Source organism: Roseovarius tolerans (genome assembly GCF_900109855.1).
GTDB classification, from domain to species: domain Bacteria; phylum Pseudomonadota; class Alphaproteobacteria; order Rhodobacterales; family Rhodobacteraceae; genus Roseovarius; species Roseovarius tolerans.
This window is the reverse complement of sequence record NZ_FOBO01000001.1, coordinates 292,613-309,367: the sequence shown is the minus strand read 5'-3', so window position 1 is coordinate 309,367 and position 16,755 is coordinate 292,613. Positions and strand designations below refer to the sequence as shown.

General features: G+C 62.5%; 16 protein-coding genes and 1 other RNA gene. 9 read left to right on the top strand and 8 right to left on the bottom strand.

Features of this window, described 5'->3' with window-relative positions; all coding sequences use genetic code 11:
* Positions 1-79: 79 nt before the first annotated feature.
* From BMX04_RS01565 to BMX04_RS01555, 3 genes are read left to right on the top strand one after another with little or no spacing between them, the layout of a single operon-like run.
* Positions 80-562 carry an HK97 family phage prohead protease gene (locus tag BMX04_RS01565; RefSeq protein ID WP_276325606.1) on the top strand — a complete coding sequence of 161 codons (483 nt, stop codon included), beginning with the start codon at positions 80-82 and terminating at the stop codon, positions 560-562.
* On the top strand, positions 562-1,098 hold the full coding sequence (locus BMX04_RS01560) for a hypothetical protein (RefSeq protein WP_074784617.1): 537 nt from the start codon (positions 562-564) through the stop codon (positions 1,096-1,098). The genes BMX04_RS01565 and BMX04_RS01560 overlap by 1 nt, the downstream gene beginning before the upstream one ends.
* Positions 1,099-1,100: 2 nt before the next feature.
* On the top strand, positions 1,101-2,153 hold the full coding sequence (locus tag BMX04_RS01555; protein ID WP_074784616.1) for a phage portal protein: 1,053 nt from the start codon (positions 1,101-1,103) through the stop codon (positions 2,151-2,153).
* A 20-nt stretch (positions 2,154-2,173) separates the two neighbouring features.
* Here the strand turns inward: BMX04_RS01555 and BMX04_RS01550 are convergent, their stop codons facing one another.
* On the bottom strand, positions 2,174-2,440 hold the full coding sequence (locus BMX04_RS01550) for a hypothetical protein (RefSeq protein ID WP_074784615.1): 267 nt from the start codon (positions 2,438-2,440) through the stop codon (positions 2,174-2,176).
* Positions 2,441-2,583: 143 nt separating this feature from the next.
* On the opposite strand from BMX04_RS01550, the gene BMX04_RS18970 reads away from it, so the two are divergent.
* Together BMX04_RS18970 and BMX04_RS01535 are read left to right on the top strand one after the other, a co-directional pair.
* Positions 2,584-3,345 (top strand): hypothetical protein, encoded by a 762-nt coding sequence (locus BMX04_RS18970; protein ID WP_139194460.1) that lies wholly within the window; start codon positions 2,584-2,586, stop codon positions 3,343-3,345.
* Between the two features lie 237 nt (positions 3,346-3,582).
* Entirely contained in the window at positions 3,583-4,638 is a 1,056-nt protein-coding gene (locus tag BMX04_RS01535; RefSeq protein WP_083398044.1) for a tyrosine-type recombinase/integrase, read from the top strand.
* Between the two features lie 54 nt (positions 4,639-4,692).
* Here the strand turns inward: BMX04_RS01535 and ssrA are convergent.
* From ssrA to BMX04_RS01515, 4 genes are all read right to left on the bottom strand, one after another.
* Positions 4,693-5,047: a transfer-messenger RNA gene (gene ssrA / locus BMX04_RS01530) on the bottom strand.
* The gene (locus tag BMX04_RS01525) at positions 5,048-6,409 is read right to left on the bottom strand and encodes a cytochrome P450 (protein WP_074784612.1); all 1,362 of its coding nucleotides are present in this window, start codon (positions 6,407-6,409) and stop codon (positions 5,048-5,050) included.
* Entirely contained in the window at positions 6,406-7,620 is a 1,215-nt protein-coding gene (locus BMX04_RS01520) for a hypothetical protein (RefSeq protein WP_074784611.1), read from the bottom strand. The genes BMX04_RS01525 and BMX04_RS01520 overlap by 4 nt, the downstream gene beginning before the upstream one ends.
* A gap of 54 nt (positions 7,621-7,674) precedes the next feature.
* On the bottom strand, positions 7,675-8,427 hold the full coding sequence (locus tag BMX04_RS01515) for a cytochrome c biogenesis CcdA family protein (protein WP_074784610.1): 753 nt from the start codon (positions 8,425-8,427) through the stop codon (positions 7,675-7,677).
* 94 nt (positions 8,428-8,521) lie between these two features.
* Here BMX04_RS01515 and BMX04_RS01510 point away from each other — a divergent pair, with 94 nt between their 5' ends.
* Entirely contained in the window at positions 8,522-8,752 is a 231-nt protein-coding gene (locus tag BMX04_RS01510; protein ID WP_074784609.1) for a sulfurtransferase TusA family protein, read from the top strand.
* 92 nt (positions 8,753-8,844) lie between these two features.
* Here BMX04_RS01510 and BMX04_RS01505 read toward each other — a convergent pair whose 3' ends face one another.
* Positions 8,845-11,532, bottom strand: a complete 2,688-nt coding sequence (locus BMX04_RS01505) for an Rne/Rng family ribonuclease (RefSeq protein ID WP_074784709.1) — start codon at positions 11,530-11,532, stop codon at positions 8,845-8,847.
* A 539-nt stretch (positions 11,533-12,071) separates the two neighbouring features.
* Here BMX04_RS01505 and BMX04_RS01500 point away from each other — a divergent pair.
* Positions 12,072-13,235 (top strand): alpha-hydroxy acid oxidase, encoded by a 1,164-nt coding sequence (locus tag BMX04_RS01500; RefSeq protein ID WP_074784608.1) that lies wholly within the window; start codon positions 12,072-12,074, stop codon positions 13,233-13,235.
* 161 nt (positions 13,236-13,396) lie between these two features.
* A complete protein-coding gene (locus tag BMX04_RS01495) occupies positions 13,397-14,047 on the top strand; it encodes a 50S ribosomal protein L25/general stress protein Ctc (RefSeq protein ID WP_074784607.1) in 651 nt (216 codons plus the stop codon).
* A 61-nt stretch (positions 14,048-14,108) separates the two neighbouring features.
* Here BMX04_RS01495 and BMX04_RS01490 read toward each other — a convergent pair whose 3' ends face one another.
* Positions 14,109-14,789 carry an FkbM family methyltransferase gene (locus tag BMX04_RS01490; RefSeq protein ID WP_074784606.1) on the bottom strand — a complete coding sequence of 227 codons (681 nt, stop codon included), beginning with the start codon at positions 14,787-14,789 and terminating at the stop codon, positions 14,109-14,111.
* Positions 14,790-14,864: 75 nt separating this feature from the next.
* Between BMX04_RS01490 and pth the strand changes: the two genes are divergently transcribed.
* Positions 14,865-15,545: an aminoacyl-tRNA hydrolase gene (pth, locus tag BMX04_RS01485; protein ID WP_074784605.1), complete on the top strand. Its 681-nt coding sequence runs from the start codon at positions 14,865-14,867 to the stop codon at positions 15,543-15,545.
* A gap of 18 nt (positions 15,546-15,563) precedes the next feature.
* On the opposite strand, the gene tgt is transcribed toward pth, so the two are convergent.
* Positions 15,564-16,694, bottom strand: a complete 1,131-nt coding sequence (tgt, locus tag BMX04_RS01480) for a tRNA guanosine(34) transglycosylase Tgt (RefSeq protein ID WP_074784603.1) — start codon at positions 16,692-16,694, stop codon at positions 15,564-15,566.
* Positions 16,695-16,755: the final 61 nt, after the last annotated feature.

Below are 16,755 nucleotides of genomic sequence, written 5' to 3'. Positions count from 1 at the left end.
GCTGCAAGGCCGCTTTCCATATAACAAGCGGGCGGTCCTCAGTGATGGGGGCCGTTCCGGCAGGCCAAGAAAAGAGGCGATTGCATCCCGCGCATTCGCCTATCGCGTGGATGATCCAAAAGAGGACATTCATTTTCTGGTGGGGCATAGCTTTGACAAGCCTTTGGCCAGCCGTGGCGCGGGAACGCTGGATCTTGCGGACAGTGACGATGCGCTGTCCTTCACCGCGACGATCACGCCGGAAATGCAAGAGGTGTCCTATGTGAAGGATATTCTGGCAGGTATCGCGGCGGGGCTGACTGTCGGCATATCGCCGGGGTTCCGGTTGCCACCCAAGCGGGCGGTGCCTGAGCCTGAGCGGATCGAGGATGAGGGCAGCGATCCTGAGAACGGCGAACACAACGCCATTATCAGGACGGTTTTGCAGGCGCTTTTGTATGAAATGAGCGTCGTGACGCGGCCCGCATATCCCGAGGCGCAAGTCGAGGCGCGGAATTGGTCGCAACCCCCTCAGGCCCGTGTGTTCCTTCCCAAGCGGCAGTTGATTGCGAGGTATCGCTGATGATTGATCTGATCAAACAATTTGAGGCGGTCCCGGCTGAATACCCAACGGCACCCGCTGGCCTGTCTACGGCAGCGGCGGCGCTTGATGCTGCGATGATCTGGGCACGGATTGAAGCCTACACCGCGCACCGCTTCACAGTGCGGGAAGTGGTGTGGACGTTGATGGGCGGCGGTGGCGATCAATTCAACCCGCGTCTTGCGCCTGTGGTGTCGCGTGTGGCGCATGTCTGGGACGGCGCGGCATGGGAGGCCCTGACGCTGCTGGACGGGCCTCTGGGCGTCTGTCTGCCGCGTGATGGCACCTATCGGATCACGGCGCAGGTTGGCGCGGGTGATGTGCCTGCGCCCGTCTCTGAGGCGTTCCGGCGGCTTGCGGAATACCTGGCAGATGATCCGGGCACGGCGGGGGCGTCCCGAACTTCCGTGGAGATCGGGCCGATCAAGGAAGCGATGGATCGAAACCCGGCGTGGGTCGCCAAGGCGTTGCAAAATTCAGGCGCTGGCGATCTGCTGCGCAATTATCGGAGGGCTTGAATATGTGGCCATTCAAACGAAAAGAACCTGAGACCGAAACGCGGTCCAGTGGCACCGGCTACACCACGCAAGTGATGCAGGCGCGGGCCGATTATATCGGCGGCGTTGATGGCGTTGCCGAACTCACTGGCACGGTGCAAGGCTGTGTAAGCCTCTGGGAGGGCGGTCTGAGCCTTTCAGATGTGGACGGCACCGACATGTTGACCCCTGCCATGCTGGCGCTTGCTGGGCGCTCTCTGGCGTTGCGCGGGGAAGCTGTCTTTGTGATCCGAGAGGATGGGCTGTTGCCGTGTTCGGATTGGGATTTGACCACACGCTATTCCAAGCCCACGGCCTACCGCGTCGGCATCGCTGATACCGGCGGCGGCAAGACTGAAACCGTCCTTGCTGGCGAGGTTCTGCATCTGCGGATTGGGTCCGATGTGTCTATGCCCTATGTCGGACAATCGCCATTGCGGCGGGCGCGGTTGACGGCTGGCCTATTGCAGATTGTCGAGACCGCCTTGAGCGAAGTTTACGCCAACGCGCCGCTTGGATCGTCTGTCATTCCGTTCCCCGAGGCACCCGATCAGGACATGAGCGATCTGGCCCGTGGGTTCCGTGGGTTCCGGGGCAAAATGCTGGTGCGCGAGTCCGTCAACGTGACGGCGGCGGGCGGGCCTGCACCTCAGACTGATTTGAAGCCAAGCGATGTGTCGCCCGATCTGAGCCGGGCGATGACAAAGGAAACCTTGGCGGCATCGCGGTCCAGTATCGAGATGGTGTTCGGTGTTCTGCCCGGTCTGAGCAATATCAGCACAACCGGCCCGATGGTTCGCGAGGCGCAGCGCCACCTTGCCCAATGGGGGCTAATGCCGATTGCCGCGATGATCGGACAAGAGGCGTCTGAAAAGCTGGGCCAGCCTGTCACGCTGGACGTGATGCGCCCGATGCAGGCTTTCGACGCTGGTGGCCGTGCGCGGGCGCTTGGCGCGATTGTGCAGACGATGGCGCTGGCGAAAGAGGCCGGTGTTGATCCGTCCGAGGCGTTAAAGCTGGTGGATTGGAAAGAATAGGCCACTATCGACAACGTGTATTATTGCACGCCGTTGTTTGCCGCATACCATTCTTCACGAGTTGCCTTGAGATCGATCATTGCGAGCATCGTTATCATGGATTGAATCTTATCCAATGATCCTTGGATTTGATCTTGGGACAATGGTTCGGCCCCCGCTTGAATGTCCTCTGGGGTAAGCGGCTCCAACTCATACTTGAGAGAGAAAGCAATCGCAGAAATCTCTGCCAACTGGTCCAAGATATTTGCAAGCTGTTCGCCCTTCATGGGTCTGTCATCGCGCGTCATTTTCTTCCTTTCTAAAGACCGTCTGCGAAATTGATAACTTGTTGAGGATCAGCTCGCAAGAAGTTTCATCGGACCCGAACACCAATGGGCTTGCGCTTATCCCCATTGGGGTGCTATACCAATGGAAGAGAGGTAGACAAAACATGCCAACACCCGGACAACTGACCAAAAAAGTAGCCCATACTTTAGGGCTTGAGGACGCCAGCGTTGCAAACGCTTGGCGCGTTCTGCGTGAGCATGGTCTAGTTACAAAGGGCGGGCGTGGGCGCAGTGCGGCAACGGTCACTGACCGGGACGCCGCAATCCTGATCACTGCAATTTGTGGTTGCGATACAGTTAAGGGCGCGGCTGACTTAATTGCCCGCGCGGCAAGCGGCACTGCCTTTTCCCATTATTATCGCGGGTGGGACAGTGAGCCTGTGGGTTCTGAGCGTGACCTCTACGAAACGTCCCCTATTTGGAAAATGGATCGTATGGGCATTTCCCAAGTGTGCAACTTGCCCGGCAGCCATTCCTTTGTTGATCTGTTGCAAGGGATGATCGGCTTTATGGGTGGTGCTCGATACAGCACCGACCCGACCGACGAAGCCGAGAAGAAACCTGTTTTGCAGGTTGAACGTCTTGACTTCATATTTTCTTTTGAATCCCCAAACGAAATATTTTCCCTGACTATCAAAGGGAAATCAGTTGACGGGGAATTGTATTATGAAGCCCAAAAATACGGCGGTAGGTCGATCCAATACGACCTCCGCAATGTCACTGACGAAGGCCGGTCCGAAATGCGTGACCGCCATTCTTCAAGCAAGAATGTCCTGCTGCGCACCGGTGATCTGAATACGGTTCGAAGCTTTGGAAACACAACTATCGCTGAGATTGGCCGTTTCGTGGCAGGGGTGGATCAGTGATGACCAACCGGCGCGTCATCCTTGGTGATCGGCCACCTTCCTACGTCAGCAAGGCGACGCTGGCGGCTGAGTTGGATGTTTCCGAGTCAACCGTTGACGCGCTGGTCCAGCGTGGCGTCCTGCCTAAGCCGGTCAGGGTGGGTGGGTCCGTTCGGTGGAGTTGGGCGCAGGTCGATGCGTCCCTTGCCGCGACCAATACAGCGGCAGAGGCTGATCCATTCATGCAGGGGGTGGGAAATGTCTAAGGTTTCCCTTCCACGTCATGTCCATGTCGTCGTGTCTCGCGGGCGCGAGTATTTCTACTTCCAGACGGGGCGAAGCACGCCGCACGCGGGTGAGCGCATCCGTCTGCCGAACGATCCGACCACGCCCGAGTTTTGGAACGCGATCAGACAGGCGCAGGGATTGGTCGGCCCGGTCCCGACCGACACGATAGGCGCGCTGATCAACGCTTATGAAACGGCATGGCCTGGTCTGCCGCGCAAGCTAACCAAAGGCACGCAAGATCAATACAGGCGTCACCTCAAGCATGTCCGCACCGCATGGGGCGATCTGCCAGCGGCCAGCCTGCGCCCGTCGCACGTCTTGGCCCTGATCGAGAAGATCGGCGCGGATCGACCGGGCACGGCGAACAACACGCTGGACGCGCTGCGCGCAATGTGTCGCTGGGCGATGGGTCCACGCGAGATGCTGGAGCGTGACCCTACACAGGGTGTTCCGCACTTCGACAAGGGCGAGGGGCATCGGCCCTGGACGCCTGAACAGTTGAAAATTGCCGATGAGCATTTCACCGGCACCCTGCGCCGCGCCTATCTCTTGGGACGTTGGACCGGGCAGCGGATCAGCGATGTGGTGCGGCTGGGCTGGACAGATATCGACGAGGGCGGGTTCAACCTTCCTCAGAAGAAAACCGGCGTGCAGCCGTGGTGTCCGATCTTCCGCGAACTTGAAGCCGAGATGCACAGTTGGGAAAAGCGGCCCGGCCCGTTCCTCTTGCAGGAAACCGGCAAGAACGCCGGAAAGCCCGTCACCACGAATCAAATGTGGAAAATCTTCGACAAGGCGCGCGAGGATTTTCCCGAACTTGAAGGTGCGGTCTGGCACGGGCTGCGCGCCAATGCCGTGATCCGGCTCAGGCAGGACGGGTACACCGGCCAACAGATCAGCGACATGGTGGGAATGTCGGTCGAGATGATCGAACGCTACAGCCGATATGCTGATCGGAAGGCGGGCGGTCAGGCGGTTCTGCGCGACCTACTGGAACGCAAGCAGGACAAAACTGTAAAACACTGAGAAACTGTAAACAAAAAAGAGTAGGAAAACAGATGCTTAACAGAATGGAAGATAAGTGCAGGCTTCTGTTGCCAGGTGCCTGCGAACCCCGCCTTACGCGGCTAGGCGCAAGGGCTTAAGTTTCGGTCTCGTTACTGCTTACGCAGCAACGGCGACCGGAGCACGGTTGTCATTTGCAACTGTACGTTTCGGACCGATAACGGTGGTACCTCACCGGGACAAAGCATAACCCCTTTAGACGTTCGTCGATCCTGTTTCGGCCCCATGATCCCCAAATGAAGGATGATTGGTGGAGCCGCCGGGTACCGCCCCCGGGTCCGATCCGCTTATTACGAGCGCGTTTATGTCCATAGTCCCCGTTGCCGGGAACACCCCTTACATAGGGGCTTTGGCCGGGCTTGCAAAGGGGTCAGCGCGGCGAAATCGACAGCCAGATACCGTCGCGCCCGCGCACCGTCAGATGCGCCACCGGCATTGCGGGGCGGTCCGGCACCGCATCAAAGCGATAGGCCCGCACCAGCATCGCCAAGAGGAGCGGCCCCTCGATCATCGCAAACCCCGCCCCGGTGCAGACCCGCTGCCCGGCGGAGAACGGGATATAGGCGGTACGCAGGCAGGTCTTGCCATTCTCGGTCCCATAGCGCGCCGGGTCAAAGCCGTCGGGATTGTCCCACAGCCGTTCATGCCGGTGCAGGTGCCAGGGGCTGATCACCACCTGCGCGCCCGGTTTGATGTCGCGATTGCGAAAGCGTTCGGGGCACGTGCTCTCGCGCACCATCATCGGCACAGGCGGATAAAGCCGCAGCGTCTCGCGAAACACATCCCGCGCCACGCGCAGCCGCGACATGTCGGAGAACTCGGGCGCGCGGGTGCCGAATACCGCCTCGGCCTCCTCGGCAAGCCGCTCCTGCCAGTCAGGGTAGAGCGCCAAAAGGTAAAGCGCCCAGGCCAATGCCGACGCACTCGTCTCATGCCCCGCAAGAAAAAAGATCGCCACCTGATCGACCATTTCCTGCGTGTCGAACCGCGCGCCGGTTTCGGGGTCGGCGGTGGTCATGATCTTGGTGGCCAGATCGTCAGGCGCGGTCCCGGCTTCGATTTCGCCCATGCGCTGCGCCGTCAGCTGCGTGATCAGCGCGCGGATGCTGCGCGCGGTCTCTCGCGTTTTCCGGCTGTGAAAGCGCGGAAACCAGCGCGGCAGTGGCACAAAGGCCGCGAGGTTCAGCACCGGCTGCGTGCGCTGATGCGCCTTGAACTGCTCGAACACCGCGCTCGCGGTCTCGTTCTCGATCGGGATCGAGAACAGCGTGCGAAAGATCACGTCGGCGGCGGCGTGGCTCGTCTGCGGCTCGATATCGCGCGGGGTGCCATCGGCCAGCGGGGCCAGCCGCGCCACCGCGCCCTGCCCGGCCCTGACCATCGCCGCAAAGGTATCACGCAGCCGCCCGCCCTCGAAGGCCGGGTCAATGATGCGCCGCTGCCGCTTCCATGTCTCGCCATTGGTGACGAATACCGACTGCCCCAGCAGCGGCCGCAACCCTTCGGACACCCGCGCAGATTTCGGGAAATCGTCGGGCCGCGCGCGCAGCACCAGATCGACCAGTTCGGGCTGATTGCAGAGATAGGAGCGAAAGAACGGCGTGCGAAATTCGGCCATCCACGCGCGGTAGAGCCGCGCAGGCTGCGCCGAGAGCAGATCCGCCCGAAAGAGCCGCATGTAGCGCCACAGTGAAACACGATCCGGCCGCGCGGGGGGCTTGGGCGGCCTCATGGCGCAAGGCTCGTGTGGCCCGAGGTGGCCCGCTCGATCCGGCTTTTGGATGGGGGACGCCCGGTAAAGCGTTGCGCAAGGGTCTGCGGCCCTGCGGTGATCCGGAAATAGTCGTAATCTTTGGGCCGGTCAAAGGCGCAAAGATATTGAAAATGCAGCCGAAAAAACCGCCAGCGCAGGGCGCGCCACCGCTCGGCACTCAAGCTTTGCGTGAACGCCGCCGAGATCACCAGCGGCCAGCGCTTGCCCTCAGGCGCGACGCCACTCACGCTGACCGGATCACACAGCGCAAAGGCGCAGCCATCGCCCGGCGCGGTCACGTCAAGCCAGAAGAGTTCCTCGCGCGTGCTCAGATAGGCCAGATCGGCGCGCAACCGGTGTGCGCGCGGCAGAAACGACACCATCGGCACCACCTGCCCGAGGCTGAGAAACGACAGCGCTGGGCCGTCCACAGGCACCTGCCCGGCGCGGATCAGATCGGCGAGGATCGACACACCCAGATGCGCGCCCGAAGAATGCCCAACGACCAACACCTCGTCGCTACCGCCTTGTAAAGCCAGCGCAATCTCGGCGGTAAATTCGGCCATCCGCGCCTCCAACTCGGGCGGATTGGCCCCCAGATGCCGCGCCGAATAGGCGTAGTCATGCATCAGGTAATAGGCAAAAAACCGGCCATCCATCCGCCGGAACCATTCGAGGATAAGCGGCACCACGACCAGCCCGCCCCAGGCCGCCAGCGGATGCAAGAGAGCCAGAGCCTGCCCGATGATCCGCGCCGCCAGCAGCGCCAGACCAAGCTGCGTCAGCAGAAATCCCACCGGGTAAAGCGCCGCAATCACCGGACCTTTTCGCAAACGCATCAGTCGAAACAGCGCGCCGGTGCCGATATAGGTGGCGGCGGTGCGGACCAGCTGCGCATAGGTCGCAAGAATGCCCTGATCCATGCTGTCCTTGACGATGTCGGACCAGACCAGCACCTCGACCTGTGTCTCAACCTCGGCCCCATCCATGCCCGCCTTTACGCCCCAGCCGAACCGCGCCTTAGCTTCACTCGGCAAGATACTGATTTCATATCCGAAAATACCCGCCTGCGCGGCGCTTTCCTTGCGATAAAGCTCGCGGTAGCGGCGCGGTGGGATCGGATCGTAGCCCGGAATGTAAAACACGCGTCTGCATCGCACAGTTGCGTTAACGGGGGCGTTGCTGCTCATGACCAACCTCTTGTCGGCCAGAGCCTAGCGCGAAAATCGGGCAAGCGTAAGGCGCTATCCAAGCACGGCGAGGGCCGGGAACGTCTCCAGCAGCCAGAAGGAAAACGCCGAGAAACCGCCGGTTAGCATCAGCAATCCGATGGTCCACAACAGCAGGCCCATCACCCGCTCGATCTGTTCCATATGCCGCTTCATCCAGCCCATAAGCCATTGAAGGCGCGGCAGGAATGCGGCCACAAGAATGAACGGAACCCCCAGCCCGATGGCATAGACCGCCAGCAACGAGGTGCCGCGCGCGACATTGGCCTCGGAGGCGGCAAGCGACAGGATCGCGCCCAGTTGCGGGCCGATGCAGGGCGTCCAGCCAAAGGCGAAGGCGAGGCCAAGGATATAGGCCCCGAAGGACGATCCGCCCCGGTCGCCCGCATCAAGCCGCGCCTCACGGTCGAGAAACTTGAACCGGTAGACGCCCACGAAATGCGCCCCGAAGGCCATCACAAGTATGCCCGCTACCGTGTTGAAATAGCCTTGATATTGCAGGAACACCGTGCCGATCGCCGACGCGGTGAAGCCCAGAAACAGGAACACCGTCGACAGCCCCAGCACAAAGAACAACGCGGGCACCACGGCACGGGCGCGTTGACTGCCGCTCTCGGTCAGGTCATTGAGGCTGACACCGCTGATATAGGCGAGGTAAGGCGGCACGATGGGCAGCACGCAGGGGCTTAAAAACGAAATGATTCCAGCAACTAAGGCCACGAGCATGGCCGGCAGCAAAGCGGCGTCTATGATTTCGATTCCGAACATGGGGTCACACATAACCCGTCCACCCCGCCGCGTCACGCAGCAAAGGGTCACATCCTTGTGGACAGGCTGTAACAAGGCCGCTATCTGATCGGCCATGACCCCGAATGACACCCTCGACGCCTGTGGCCTTCTGTGCCCCCTACCCGTTCTCAAGCTGCGTAAGCGCTTGAAATCATTGGACGCGGGCGCGCTGATCGCGCTTTACGCCGATGATCCGGCGGCGGTGATCGACGTGCCGCATTTCTGCGCCGAATCCGGCCATGAGCTGATCTCGTCCAGCGACGAGGCCGGGGTTCAGACCTATCTCATCCGCAAGACGGGCTGAGGCCCAAGACAAACGCCGCGCAACGAGGGTTGCGCGGCGTTTGTCGATTTCAGCGTCCGACTGTCACATTTGGACCGTGACCGGGCGAGGCGTTAACCGCCCAGTGACCACCAGCCGCGCCGCTTGGGCTTGGCCGGTGCCGAATCTTCGGTTACGGTTTCGGCTTCCGGCTCGGGCTCCGGGGCCTTGGCGGGCTCTTCCGCGACCGGCTCGGGCGTCGGCTCCGGCTGCGGTGCGGGCTCCGGTTGAGGCTGAACCTCTGCCGCTGGCTCGGGCGCGGGTGCCGGTTCCGGCTCGGGGATGGGATCAGCCGCAGCGGCGACCTCTTCCACGACCGGGCTCGCCTCGGGCTCTTTCTTCTTGCGCGAGACAGAGCGCGAGCGTGGCTTGGGCTTGGGATCTTCCTGAGCCATGTCTTCGGGCTTGGCCTCTGCTGTCGCCTCGGCGTCTGCCGGGGCCGCGTCGCCATCTGCCTTGGCCGGTGCCTTCTTGCGCGAGCGGCTGGGGCGTTTGGGTTTCGGCTTGGGGGCCTCTGCCTCGGCCTGTTCGGCAACTGGGGCGGTCTCGGCGGCGGCAGACTGTGCCGCGCTATCGCCACTGGCCTCGACCGGCGTCTCCTGGCCCTGATCTCCAGCCTCACCCGAGGTCTCGGTCTGGCCGTTCTCCTGCTGCCCCTCGCCACCATTCTTGGGCTTGCGGCGGCCACGGCTGCGCGAGCGGCGGCGCTTTTTCTTGGGCTTGTCGTCGTCATCGCCATTGGCTTCTGGAGTGGTCCCGGGCGTGGGCTCCACCTCGTCGGCGATCACGTCCTCCTCGGTCTCGTCGATCTCGACCATCAGCGCCGCCCCGGCAGAGACGAACTGCGCCGCATCGGGCTCGGGCACGGTGCGCGTCGCGGTCTTGAACTTCTCCATCGTGAAATCGGGGCTGACCAGCGTCGGATCGCCCTCAATCCGGACGGAAAGGCCATAGCGCGCCTCGATCTGGGCCACGTGGTCGCGTTTCTGGTTCATCAGGTAGTTGGCGATGCCCACCGGGCATTTCAGCAGAACCTCGCGCGAGCGGCGGCGCACGCCTTCTTCCTCGACCTGCCGCAGGATCGACAGCGCAAGGTTGTCATCCGAGCGGATAAGGCCGGTACCATGGCAGGTCGGGCAAGGCTGCGTGGTCGCCTCGATCATGCCGGGACGCAGACGCTGGCGCGACATTTCCATCAGGCCAAAGCCCGAGATGCGCCCCACCTGGATGCGGGCACGGTCGGTTTTGAGCCGCTCCTTCATGCGCTTTTCGACTGACGCATTGTTGCGCCGTTCGTCCATGTCGATGAAGTCGATCACGATCAGCCCGGCAAGATCGCGCAGGCGCAACTGACGGGCAACCTCGTCGGCGGCCTCGAGGTTGGTCTTGGTCGCGGTTTCCTCGATCGAGCCTTCCTTGGTGGCCCGACCCGAGTTGACGTCGATGGCGACAAGCGCCTCGGTCACACCGATCACGATATAGCCGCCGGATTTGAGCTGCACCGTCGGATTGAACATGCCGCTCAGGTAGCTTTCGACCTGATGGCGCGCGAAAAGCGGCTGCTGATCGACATAGTGTTTAACGTTCTTCGCATGGGACGGCATGATCATCTTCATGAAGTCCTTGGCGATCCGGTAGCCCATTTCCCCCTCGACCAGAACCTCGTCGATCTCGCGGTTATAGAGATCGCGGATCGAGCGTTTGATCAGGTTGCCTTCCTCGTAGATCTTGGCGGGCGCGATGGATTTCAGCGTCAACTCGCGGATCTGCTCCCACAGCCGCTGGAGATATTCGTAATCGCGCTTGATCTCGGCCTTGGTGCGCTTGGCGCCTGCCGTGCGGATGATCAGGCCCGCGCCCTTGGGCACGTCGATCTCGGTGGCGATCTCCTTGAGCTTCTTGCGGTCGGCCGCCAGCGTGATCTTGCGGGAAATGCCACCACCGCGCGCGGTGTTGGGCATCAGTACGCAGTAACGACCGGCGAGGCTGAGATACGTGGTCAGCGCAGCGCCCTTGTTGCCGCGCTCTTCCTTGACGACCTGCACGAGCATGATCTGGCGGACCTTGATCACCTCCTGGATCTTGTAGCGCCGCGCGCGCGGCTTGCGCACCGGGCGCAGGTCCTCGCTGTCATCCTCATCGGCGACGGATTCGATACTGTCATCGTGGCTGGCGTGATCGCGGGTATCCCCGTCATCCTCGTCGCCCTCGGACGTCGCGCTGTCGGCACCCTGTTCTGCGGCGCAATCTTCGGCGGGTTCCTCGACCGGGGTCTCGGCCACGCGCTCCATCGGCGACGTGCCTTCCTCCTCGGTCTCGTCCTCGTTGAGGTCGATGGTCTCCATCCCCGAGATGTCACCGGTGGTCACCGCGTCATCCGAGACGGTCTTTTCAGCCTTGGGTTTCGCGCGCGACCGCGACCGGGAGCGAGAGGAGCGCTTGGGCTTTTCCTCTTCTTCCTGCTGAGCCTGCGCAAGCGCCTCTTCCTCGGCCATCAGCGCCTCGCGGTCGGCGACCGGAATCTGATAGTAATCAGGGTGGATTTCCGAAAAGGCGAGGAAACCGTGCCGGTTGCCACCGTAATCGATGAACGCCGCCTGCAGTGACGGTTCGACCCGGGTTACCTTTGCGAGATAGATGTTGCCAGCAAGCTGGCGCTTGTTCTCGGATTCGAAATCGAATTCCTCGACCTTGTTTCCGTCGACCACCACGACGCGGGTTTCCTCCGCGTGGGTGGCATCAATAAGCATTTTCTTGGCCATGTTTTCCGTATGCATCGCGGCGCGGCACACGCCCCCGGAGGAGCGGCGCGTTGCGGCTGATGTCTGATAGGGGCGATAGCGGGCGTGCGCATGGGCGGGACGCATGTGGTCCCTGCCTGTATGACGCTGTAAAGTCTCGCGCGCTTCATCGCGGTTCTTCTTCTCCGGCCCTTGCGGGCCAATTCAAGGCCTGAGGCACCTTGTCGGGGTTTCAGGCGTGTATGCAGCCCCGGTCCGGGGCCCAATCGGTCTGTTCGGCCCTCGCGGATTTGTCGGTCCGGCAGGAGGCTGAAACAGCGAATCTCTTGTGGTCGGGGCAAAAAATCGCACCCGTCACCGCAATCTCACACTAATGCGTTGCGGGCGGCAATTACAATGGAGAAAATGCACAGCCGATGTAGCACCACCCGGCCGAGGACACGGCACCGACGCGCGTGGCACGGCCTCTCCCGACCCGGCATCCCCGTGCGGCACCGGCGACGATTGCGCAGATGCTGCTGGGTTGGTAAAGCATATTTACCAATTTTCCGGAGTGCCCCATGCCCGTCATCACCAATATCGACGATCTCAAGCGGATCTACCGCCGCCGCGTGCCCAAGATGTTCTACGACTACGCGGAGTCGGGCAGCTGGTCGGAACAGACCTTCCGCGAGAACACCTCCGATTTCGACCGCATCTATCTCAAACAGCGCGTCGCCATCGACATGACCGGGCGCAACCTCGCGACAAAGATGATCGGGCAGGACGTGGCGATGCCGGTGGGCCTCGCGCCGGTGGGCCTCACCGGCATGCAGCACGCCGATGGCGAGATCAAGGCGGCCCGCGCAGCCGAGAAATTCGGCGTGCCCTTCACGCTCTCGACCATGTCGATCTGCTCCATCGAGGATGTGGCGGAGCACACCGAAAAGCCGTTCTGGTTTCAGGTCTACACGCTCAAGGACGACGATTTCATGCAGCGGCTGTTCGATCGGGCGCGCGATGCCAAATGTTCGGCGGCGATGATCACGGTCGATCTGCAGATGCTGGGGCAGCGGCACAAGGACCTCAAGAACGGCCTCAGCGCCCCGCCCAAACTGACGCCGGCCAGCGTCGCCAATATGATGACCAAGGTGCATTGGGGCCTTGGCATGCTGGGCACCAAGCGGCGCAGCTTCGGCAATATCGTGGGCCACGCCAAGGGCGTGACCGATCCCTCCTCGCTCTCGGCCTGGACATCAGAGGCGTTCGATCAGGCGCTCGACTGGGACCGCATCCGCGTGTTCCGCAAGATGTGGGACGGCCCCCTCATCATCAAGGGCATCATGGACCCGCGCGATGCGCTTGAGGCGCTGAACGTGGGGGCAGACGCGATCATCGTGTCGAACCACGGCGGGCGGCAGCTTGACGGCGCGCTCTCAGCCATCCGCGCCCTGCCCGCGATCATGGATGCGGTGGGCGACAAGATCGAGGTGCATCTCGACAGCGGCATCCGCTCGGGTCAGGACGTGCTCAAGGCCCTCGCCATGGGCGCCAAGGGCACCTATATCGGGCGCGCCTTCGTCTACGGGCTGGGGGCGATGGGCGAGTCCGGTGTCAGCAAGACACTGGAGGTGATCTGCAAGGAACTCGATACCACCATGGGCCTCTGCGGGCGGCGCGACGTGCATGATCTCGACCGCGATATCCTGATGGTGCCCAAGGGGTTCTCGGGCGAGTGGGAGTAACGCCCCGTGGCCAGTGCCGGAATTTGAGTATTTTTGCCAAAAAGAAGCCGCAGGCCATGCCGTTTGGCCCTTTTCAAGCAAGCCAGCGTGCTCTATAGGCGCAATTTCACGCGGGGCTACAGCCTTGGAGGAGCCCCGCTCTAACCTATGGAGAATTCAAAATGGCTGGAGAAATTCCTGATCTTCACGCCCAGGAACGCACGGGGACGGGCAAGGGCGCCGCTCGTGCGGTGCGCCGTGCGCATCTGGTTCCGGGTATCGTGTTCGGTGGCGACAAAGAGCCGCTGGCAATCCAACTGCCCTATAACGCGCTGATCAAGCGCCTGAAGGCGGGACGCTTCAAGTCCACGCTCTTCAACCTCAAGGTCGATGGTCACGAGGATGTGCGCGTGATCTGCCGCGACGTGCAGCGCGATATTGTCAAGGACCTGCCGACGCATGTCGATTTCATGCGCCTGCGCCGGACCACCAAGATCAACCTCTTCATCCATGTCGAATTCGAGGGCGAGGAAGAATGCGCGGCACTCCGCAAGGGCGGCGTTCTGACCTTGGTGCGCCCCGAGATCGAACTTGTGGTGACGGCGGGCGACATCCCCGAAAAGATCACCGTCGATCTGACCAAGATGGAAAACATCGGCGACACGCTGACGATTTCCATGGTTGACCTGCCCGCGGGCACCAAGCCGACGATCGACCGCGACTTCGTGATCTGCAACATCTCCGCCCCCTCTGCGCTGCGCAGCCAGGAGGATGACGAGGATGAAGATCAGGTCGACGAGGTCGAAGCTGAAGAGGTCGCCGCGGAGGAGTAATCCGCCACCTCATCGCGACACGAAACGACGCGGCCCCGGAAACGGCGGCCGCGTTTTTCGTTTATCGCCCGCGCACCCGGCGAAAGCACAGGATACGCCCGCGCGAGGGCCCCGGATCATAGGTCAGCCCCGAGGCCGACATGCAATCCACGATCCGCTGGATCACGGTGTCGGGATAACGCCCCGGATGCAGTTCCATCATCACCGAATGAACATGATCCGGCCAGGGCGCATCGAATAGATGTTCCTCGGCCCCTTCTATATCCATGATCACCAGATGCGGGCGCACCGTGTCCAGCAAGGCATCGAGCGCAAGCCTCGGCACCTCGACCACCCGCTCCGGGGCGCTGTCCTCATCGGCGATATGTCCGGCCCAGAATGTGCGCGCCCCGTCAAAGGCGATGGCCCCCGCGTCGCCCGCCCGCCCCGTCACCGCGCCATGCAGCAGCGTCACAGCCTCCGCCCCGTTGCGGTCGAGATTGGCGCGGATCACCGGCAGCATCACCGGGTTGGCCTCGACCGTGGTGACATTGGCCGGTCCCGCCACCCGCGCGCAAAGCGCCGCGATATAGCCGATCCCCGCGCCCAGTTCCAGCACCCGCTGGCCTTCGCGCAGGCGCATGCGGGCGGCGGCGGCCTCCTGTCCCTCGTATTTGCCCGAGGCCAGTTTTGCCGCGATCCGGTCATTGATCAGGCTGTCGGGCACATCGAGCGTCAGGTCATCGATCTCATACTCTGCCATGCCGCCCCGCCGCTTGGTTGATTCCGTCAGGCCAAGGCCCTAGACCATCCTAGAGTGACGCGGGAGAAATGGGCAATGCAGCTCTTTGTGGGCCTCGGCAATCCGGGGGCGAAATATGCGGGCAATCGCCACAATATCGGCTTCATGGCCGTCGACCGGATCGCCGGGGATCACGGGTTCGGCCCGTGGCGGGCCAAGTTTCAGGGCCATGTCACCGAGGGCGTGCTCGAGGGCGAGAAGGTAATCCTGCTCAAGCCCGGCACCTTCATGAATCTCAGTGGCCAGTCGGTGGGCGAGGCGATGCGGTTCTACAAGCTGACGCCCGGCGACGTGACCGTCTTTCACGATGAGTTGGACCTTGCCCCCGGCAAGCTGCGCGTCAAGACCGGCGGCGGGCACGCGGGCCATAACGGATTGCGCTCGATCCATGCCCATATCGGCGCCGAGTATGCCCGCGTGCGGCTCGGCATCGGGCATCCGGGACACAAGGACCGGGTGGCGGGCTATGTGTTGCAGGATTTCGCCAAGGCCGATCAGGACTGGCTCGACGACATGATGCGCGGCATTGCCGATGGCGCGCCGTGGCTGGCACAGGGCAAGCCCGACCGGTTTCAGAACGCGGTCGCGCAGCGCATGACCCCGCCCCGCCCCAAGCCCGAGCGCAAGACCAAGCCGGTGCCGGACCCGGAGCCGCCCCAAGAAGCCCCCGAAGACACCCGCAGCGCGTTGCAGAAACTCGCGGACAGGTTTCTCTAGGCCGCGCGACCCCGCCTGTCACAACGGCTCGATATCGCCCTCCGCCCGCAGCGCATGAAACGCCGTTTCCCACGCCGCGAACCGCCACTCAGAAATCGCCGCGCGCATGCCCGCCATGATCTCCTGGTAATAATGCAGGTTGTGCCAGGTCAGCAGCATGCCCGAGATCATCTCCTGACTGCGGAACACATGATGCAGATAGGCGCGGCTGTAATTGCGACAGGCCGGGCAGCCACAGGCCTCATCGAGCGGCCTGGGATCATCCTGATGCCGGGCGTTCTTGATGTTGACCTGCCCACGTCGCGTCCATGCCTGCCCGGTGCGCCCCGAGCGCGATGGCAGCACGCAATCCATCATGTCGATGCCGCGCTTCACGGCCCCCACGATATCGTCGGGCTTGCCCACCCCCATCAGGTAGCGCGGCTTGTCCTCGGGCAAAAACCCCGGCGCGTAATCCAGCACGCCGAACATCGCCGCTTGCCCCTCGCCCACGGCCAGACCACCGACCGCATAGCCATCAAACCCGATCCCGGAAAGCGCGGCGGCACTTTCCTCGCGCAACTCGGGCGTGACCCCGCCCTGCATGATCCCGAAAAGCGCATGGCCAGGCCGATCCCCGAACGCCTCTTTCGAGCGCGCCGCCCACCGCATGCTGAGCTGCATGCTATCGGCCACAGCCGTGTCACTCGCAGGCAGCGCCGGGCATTCGTCGAAACACATCACGATATCCGACCCCAGCAGCCGCTGGATTTCCATCGACCGCTCCGGCGTCAACTCATGTTTTGATCCGTCGATATGACTGCGAAACGTCACCCCCGCCTCGGTCAGCTTGCGCAGCCCGGCAAGGCTCATCACCTGAAAGCCGCCCGAATCCGTCAGGATCGGCTTCTCCCAGTTCATGAACCGGTGCAGACCGCCCAGGTTCGCCACCCGCTCCGCCCCGGGCCGCAGCATCAGGTGATAGGTGTTGCCCAGAAGGATATCCGCGCCGGTGGCGGCCACGCTCTCGGGCATCATCGCCTTCACCGTCGCCGCCGTGCCCACCGGCATGAAGGCCGGCGTGCGGATCTCGCCGCGCGGTGTGGAAATCACACCCGTGCGCGCCAATCCGTCAGTTCCCTTGAGTTTATAGTTGAATAATGCTGTCATCTTGGCCCCATAGCGCGAGACAGGTCATATCCGACGAATCCGCGCCCATGACAAGGAGCCA

Coding starts and splice junctions, on each gene's coding strand:
- BMX04_RS01560 (WP_074784617.1), top strand. CDS start 562: ATGATTGATCTGATCAAACAATTTGAGGCGGTCCCGGCTGAATACCCA.
- BMX04_RS01555 (WP_074784616.1), top strand. CDS start 1,101: ATGTGGCCATTCAAACGAAAAGAACCTGAGACCGAAACGCGGTCCAGT.
- BMX04_RS01550 (WP_074784615.1), bottom strand. CDS start 2,440: ATGACGCGCGATGACAGACCCATGAAGGGCGAACAGCTTGCAAATATC.
- BMX04_RS18970 (WP_139194460.1), top strand. CDS start 2,584: ATGCCAACACCCGGACAACTGACCAAAAAAGTAGCCCATACTTTAGGG.
- BMX04_RS01535 (WP_083398044.1), top strand. CDS start 3,583: ATGTCTAAGGTTTCCCTTCCACGTCATGTCCATGTCGTCGTGTCTCGC.
- BMX04_RS01525 (WP_074784612.1), bottom strand. CDS start 6,409: ATGAGGCCGCCCAAGCCCCCCGCGCGGCCGGATCGTGTTTCACTGTGG.
- BMX04_RS01520 (WP_074784611.1), bottom strand. CDS start 7,620: ATGAGCAGCAACGCCCCCGTTAACGCAACTGTGCGATGCAGACGCGTG.
- BMX04_RS01515 (WP_074784610.1), bottom strand. CDS start 8,427: ATGTTCGGAATCGAAATCATAGACGCCGCTTTGCTGCCGGCCATGCTC.
- BMX04_RS01510 (WP_074784609.1), top strand. CDS start 8,522: ATGACCCCGAATGACACCCTCGACGCCTGTGGCCTTCTGTGCCCCCTA.
- BMX04_RS01505 (WP_074784709.1), bottom strand. CDS start 11,532: ATGGCCAAGAAAATGCTTATTGATGCCACCCACGCGGAGGAAACCCGC.
- BMX04_RS01500 (WP_074784608.1), top strand. CDS start 12,072: ATGCCCGTCATCACCAATATCGACGATCTCAAGCGGATCTACCGCCGC.
- BMX04_RS01495 (WP_074784607.1), top strand. CDS start 13,397: ATGGCTGGAGAAATTCCTGATCTTCACGCCCAGGAACGCACGGGGACG.
- BMX04_RS01490 (WP_074784606.1), bottom strand. CDS start 14,789: ATGGCAGAGTATGAGATCGATGACCTGACGCTCGATGTGCCCGACAGC.
- pth (WP_074784605.1), top strand. CDS start 14,865: ATGCAGCTCTTTGTGGGCCTCGGCAATCCGGGGGCGAAATATGCGGGC.
- tgt (WP_074784603.1), bottom strand. CDS start 16,694: ATGACAGCATTATTCAACTATAAACTCAAGGGAACTGACGGATTGGCG.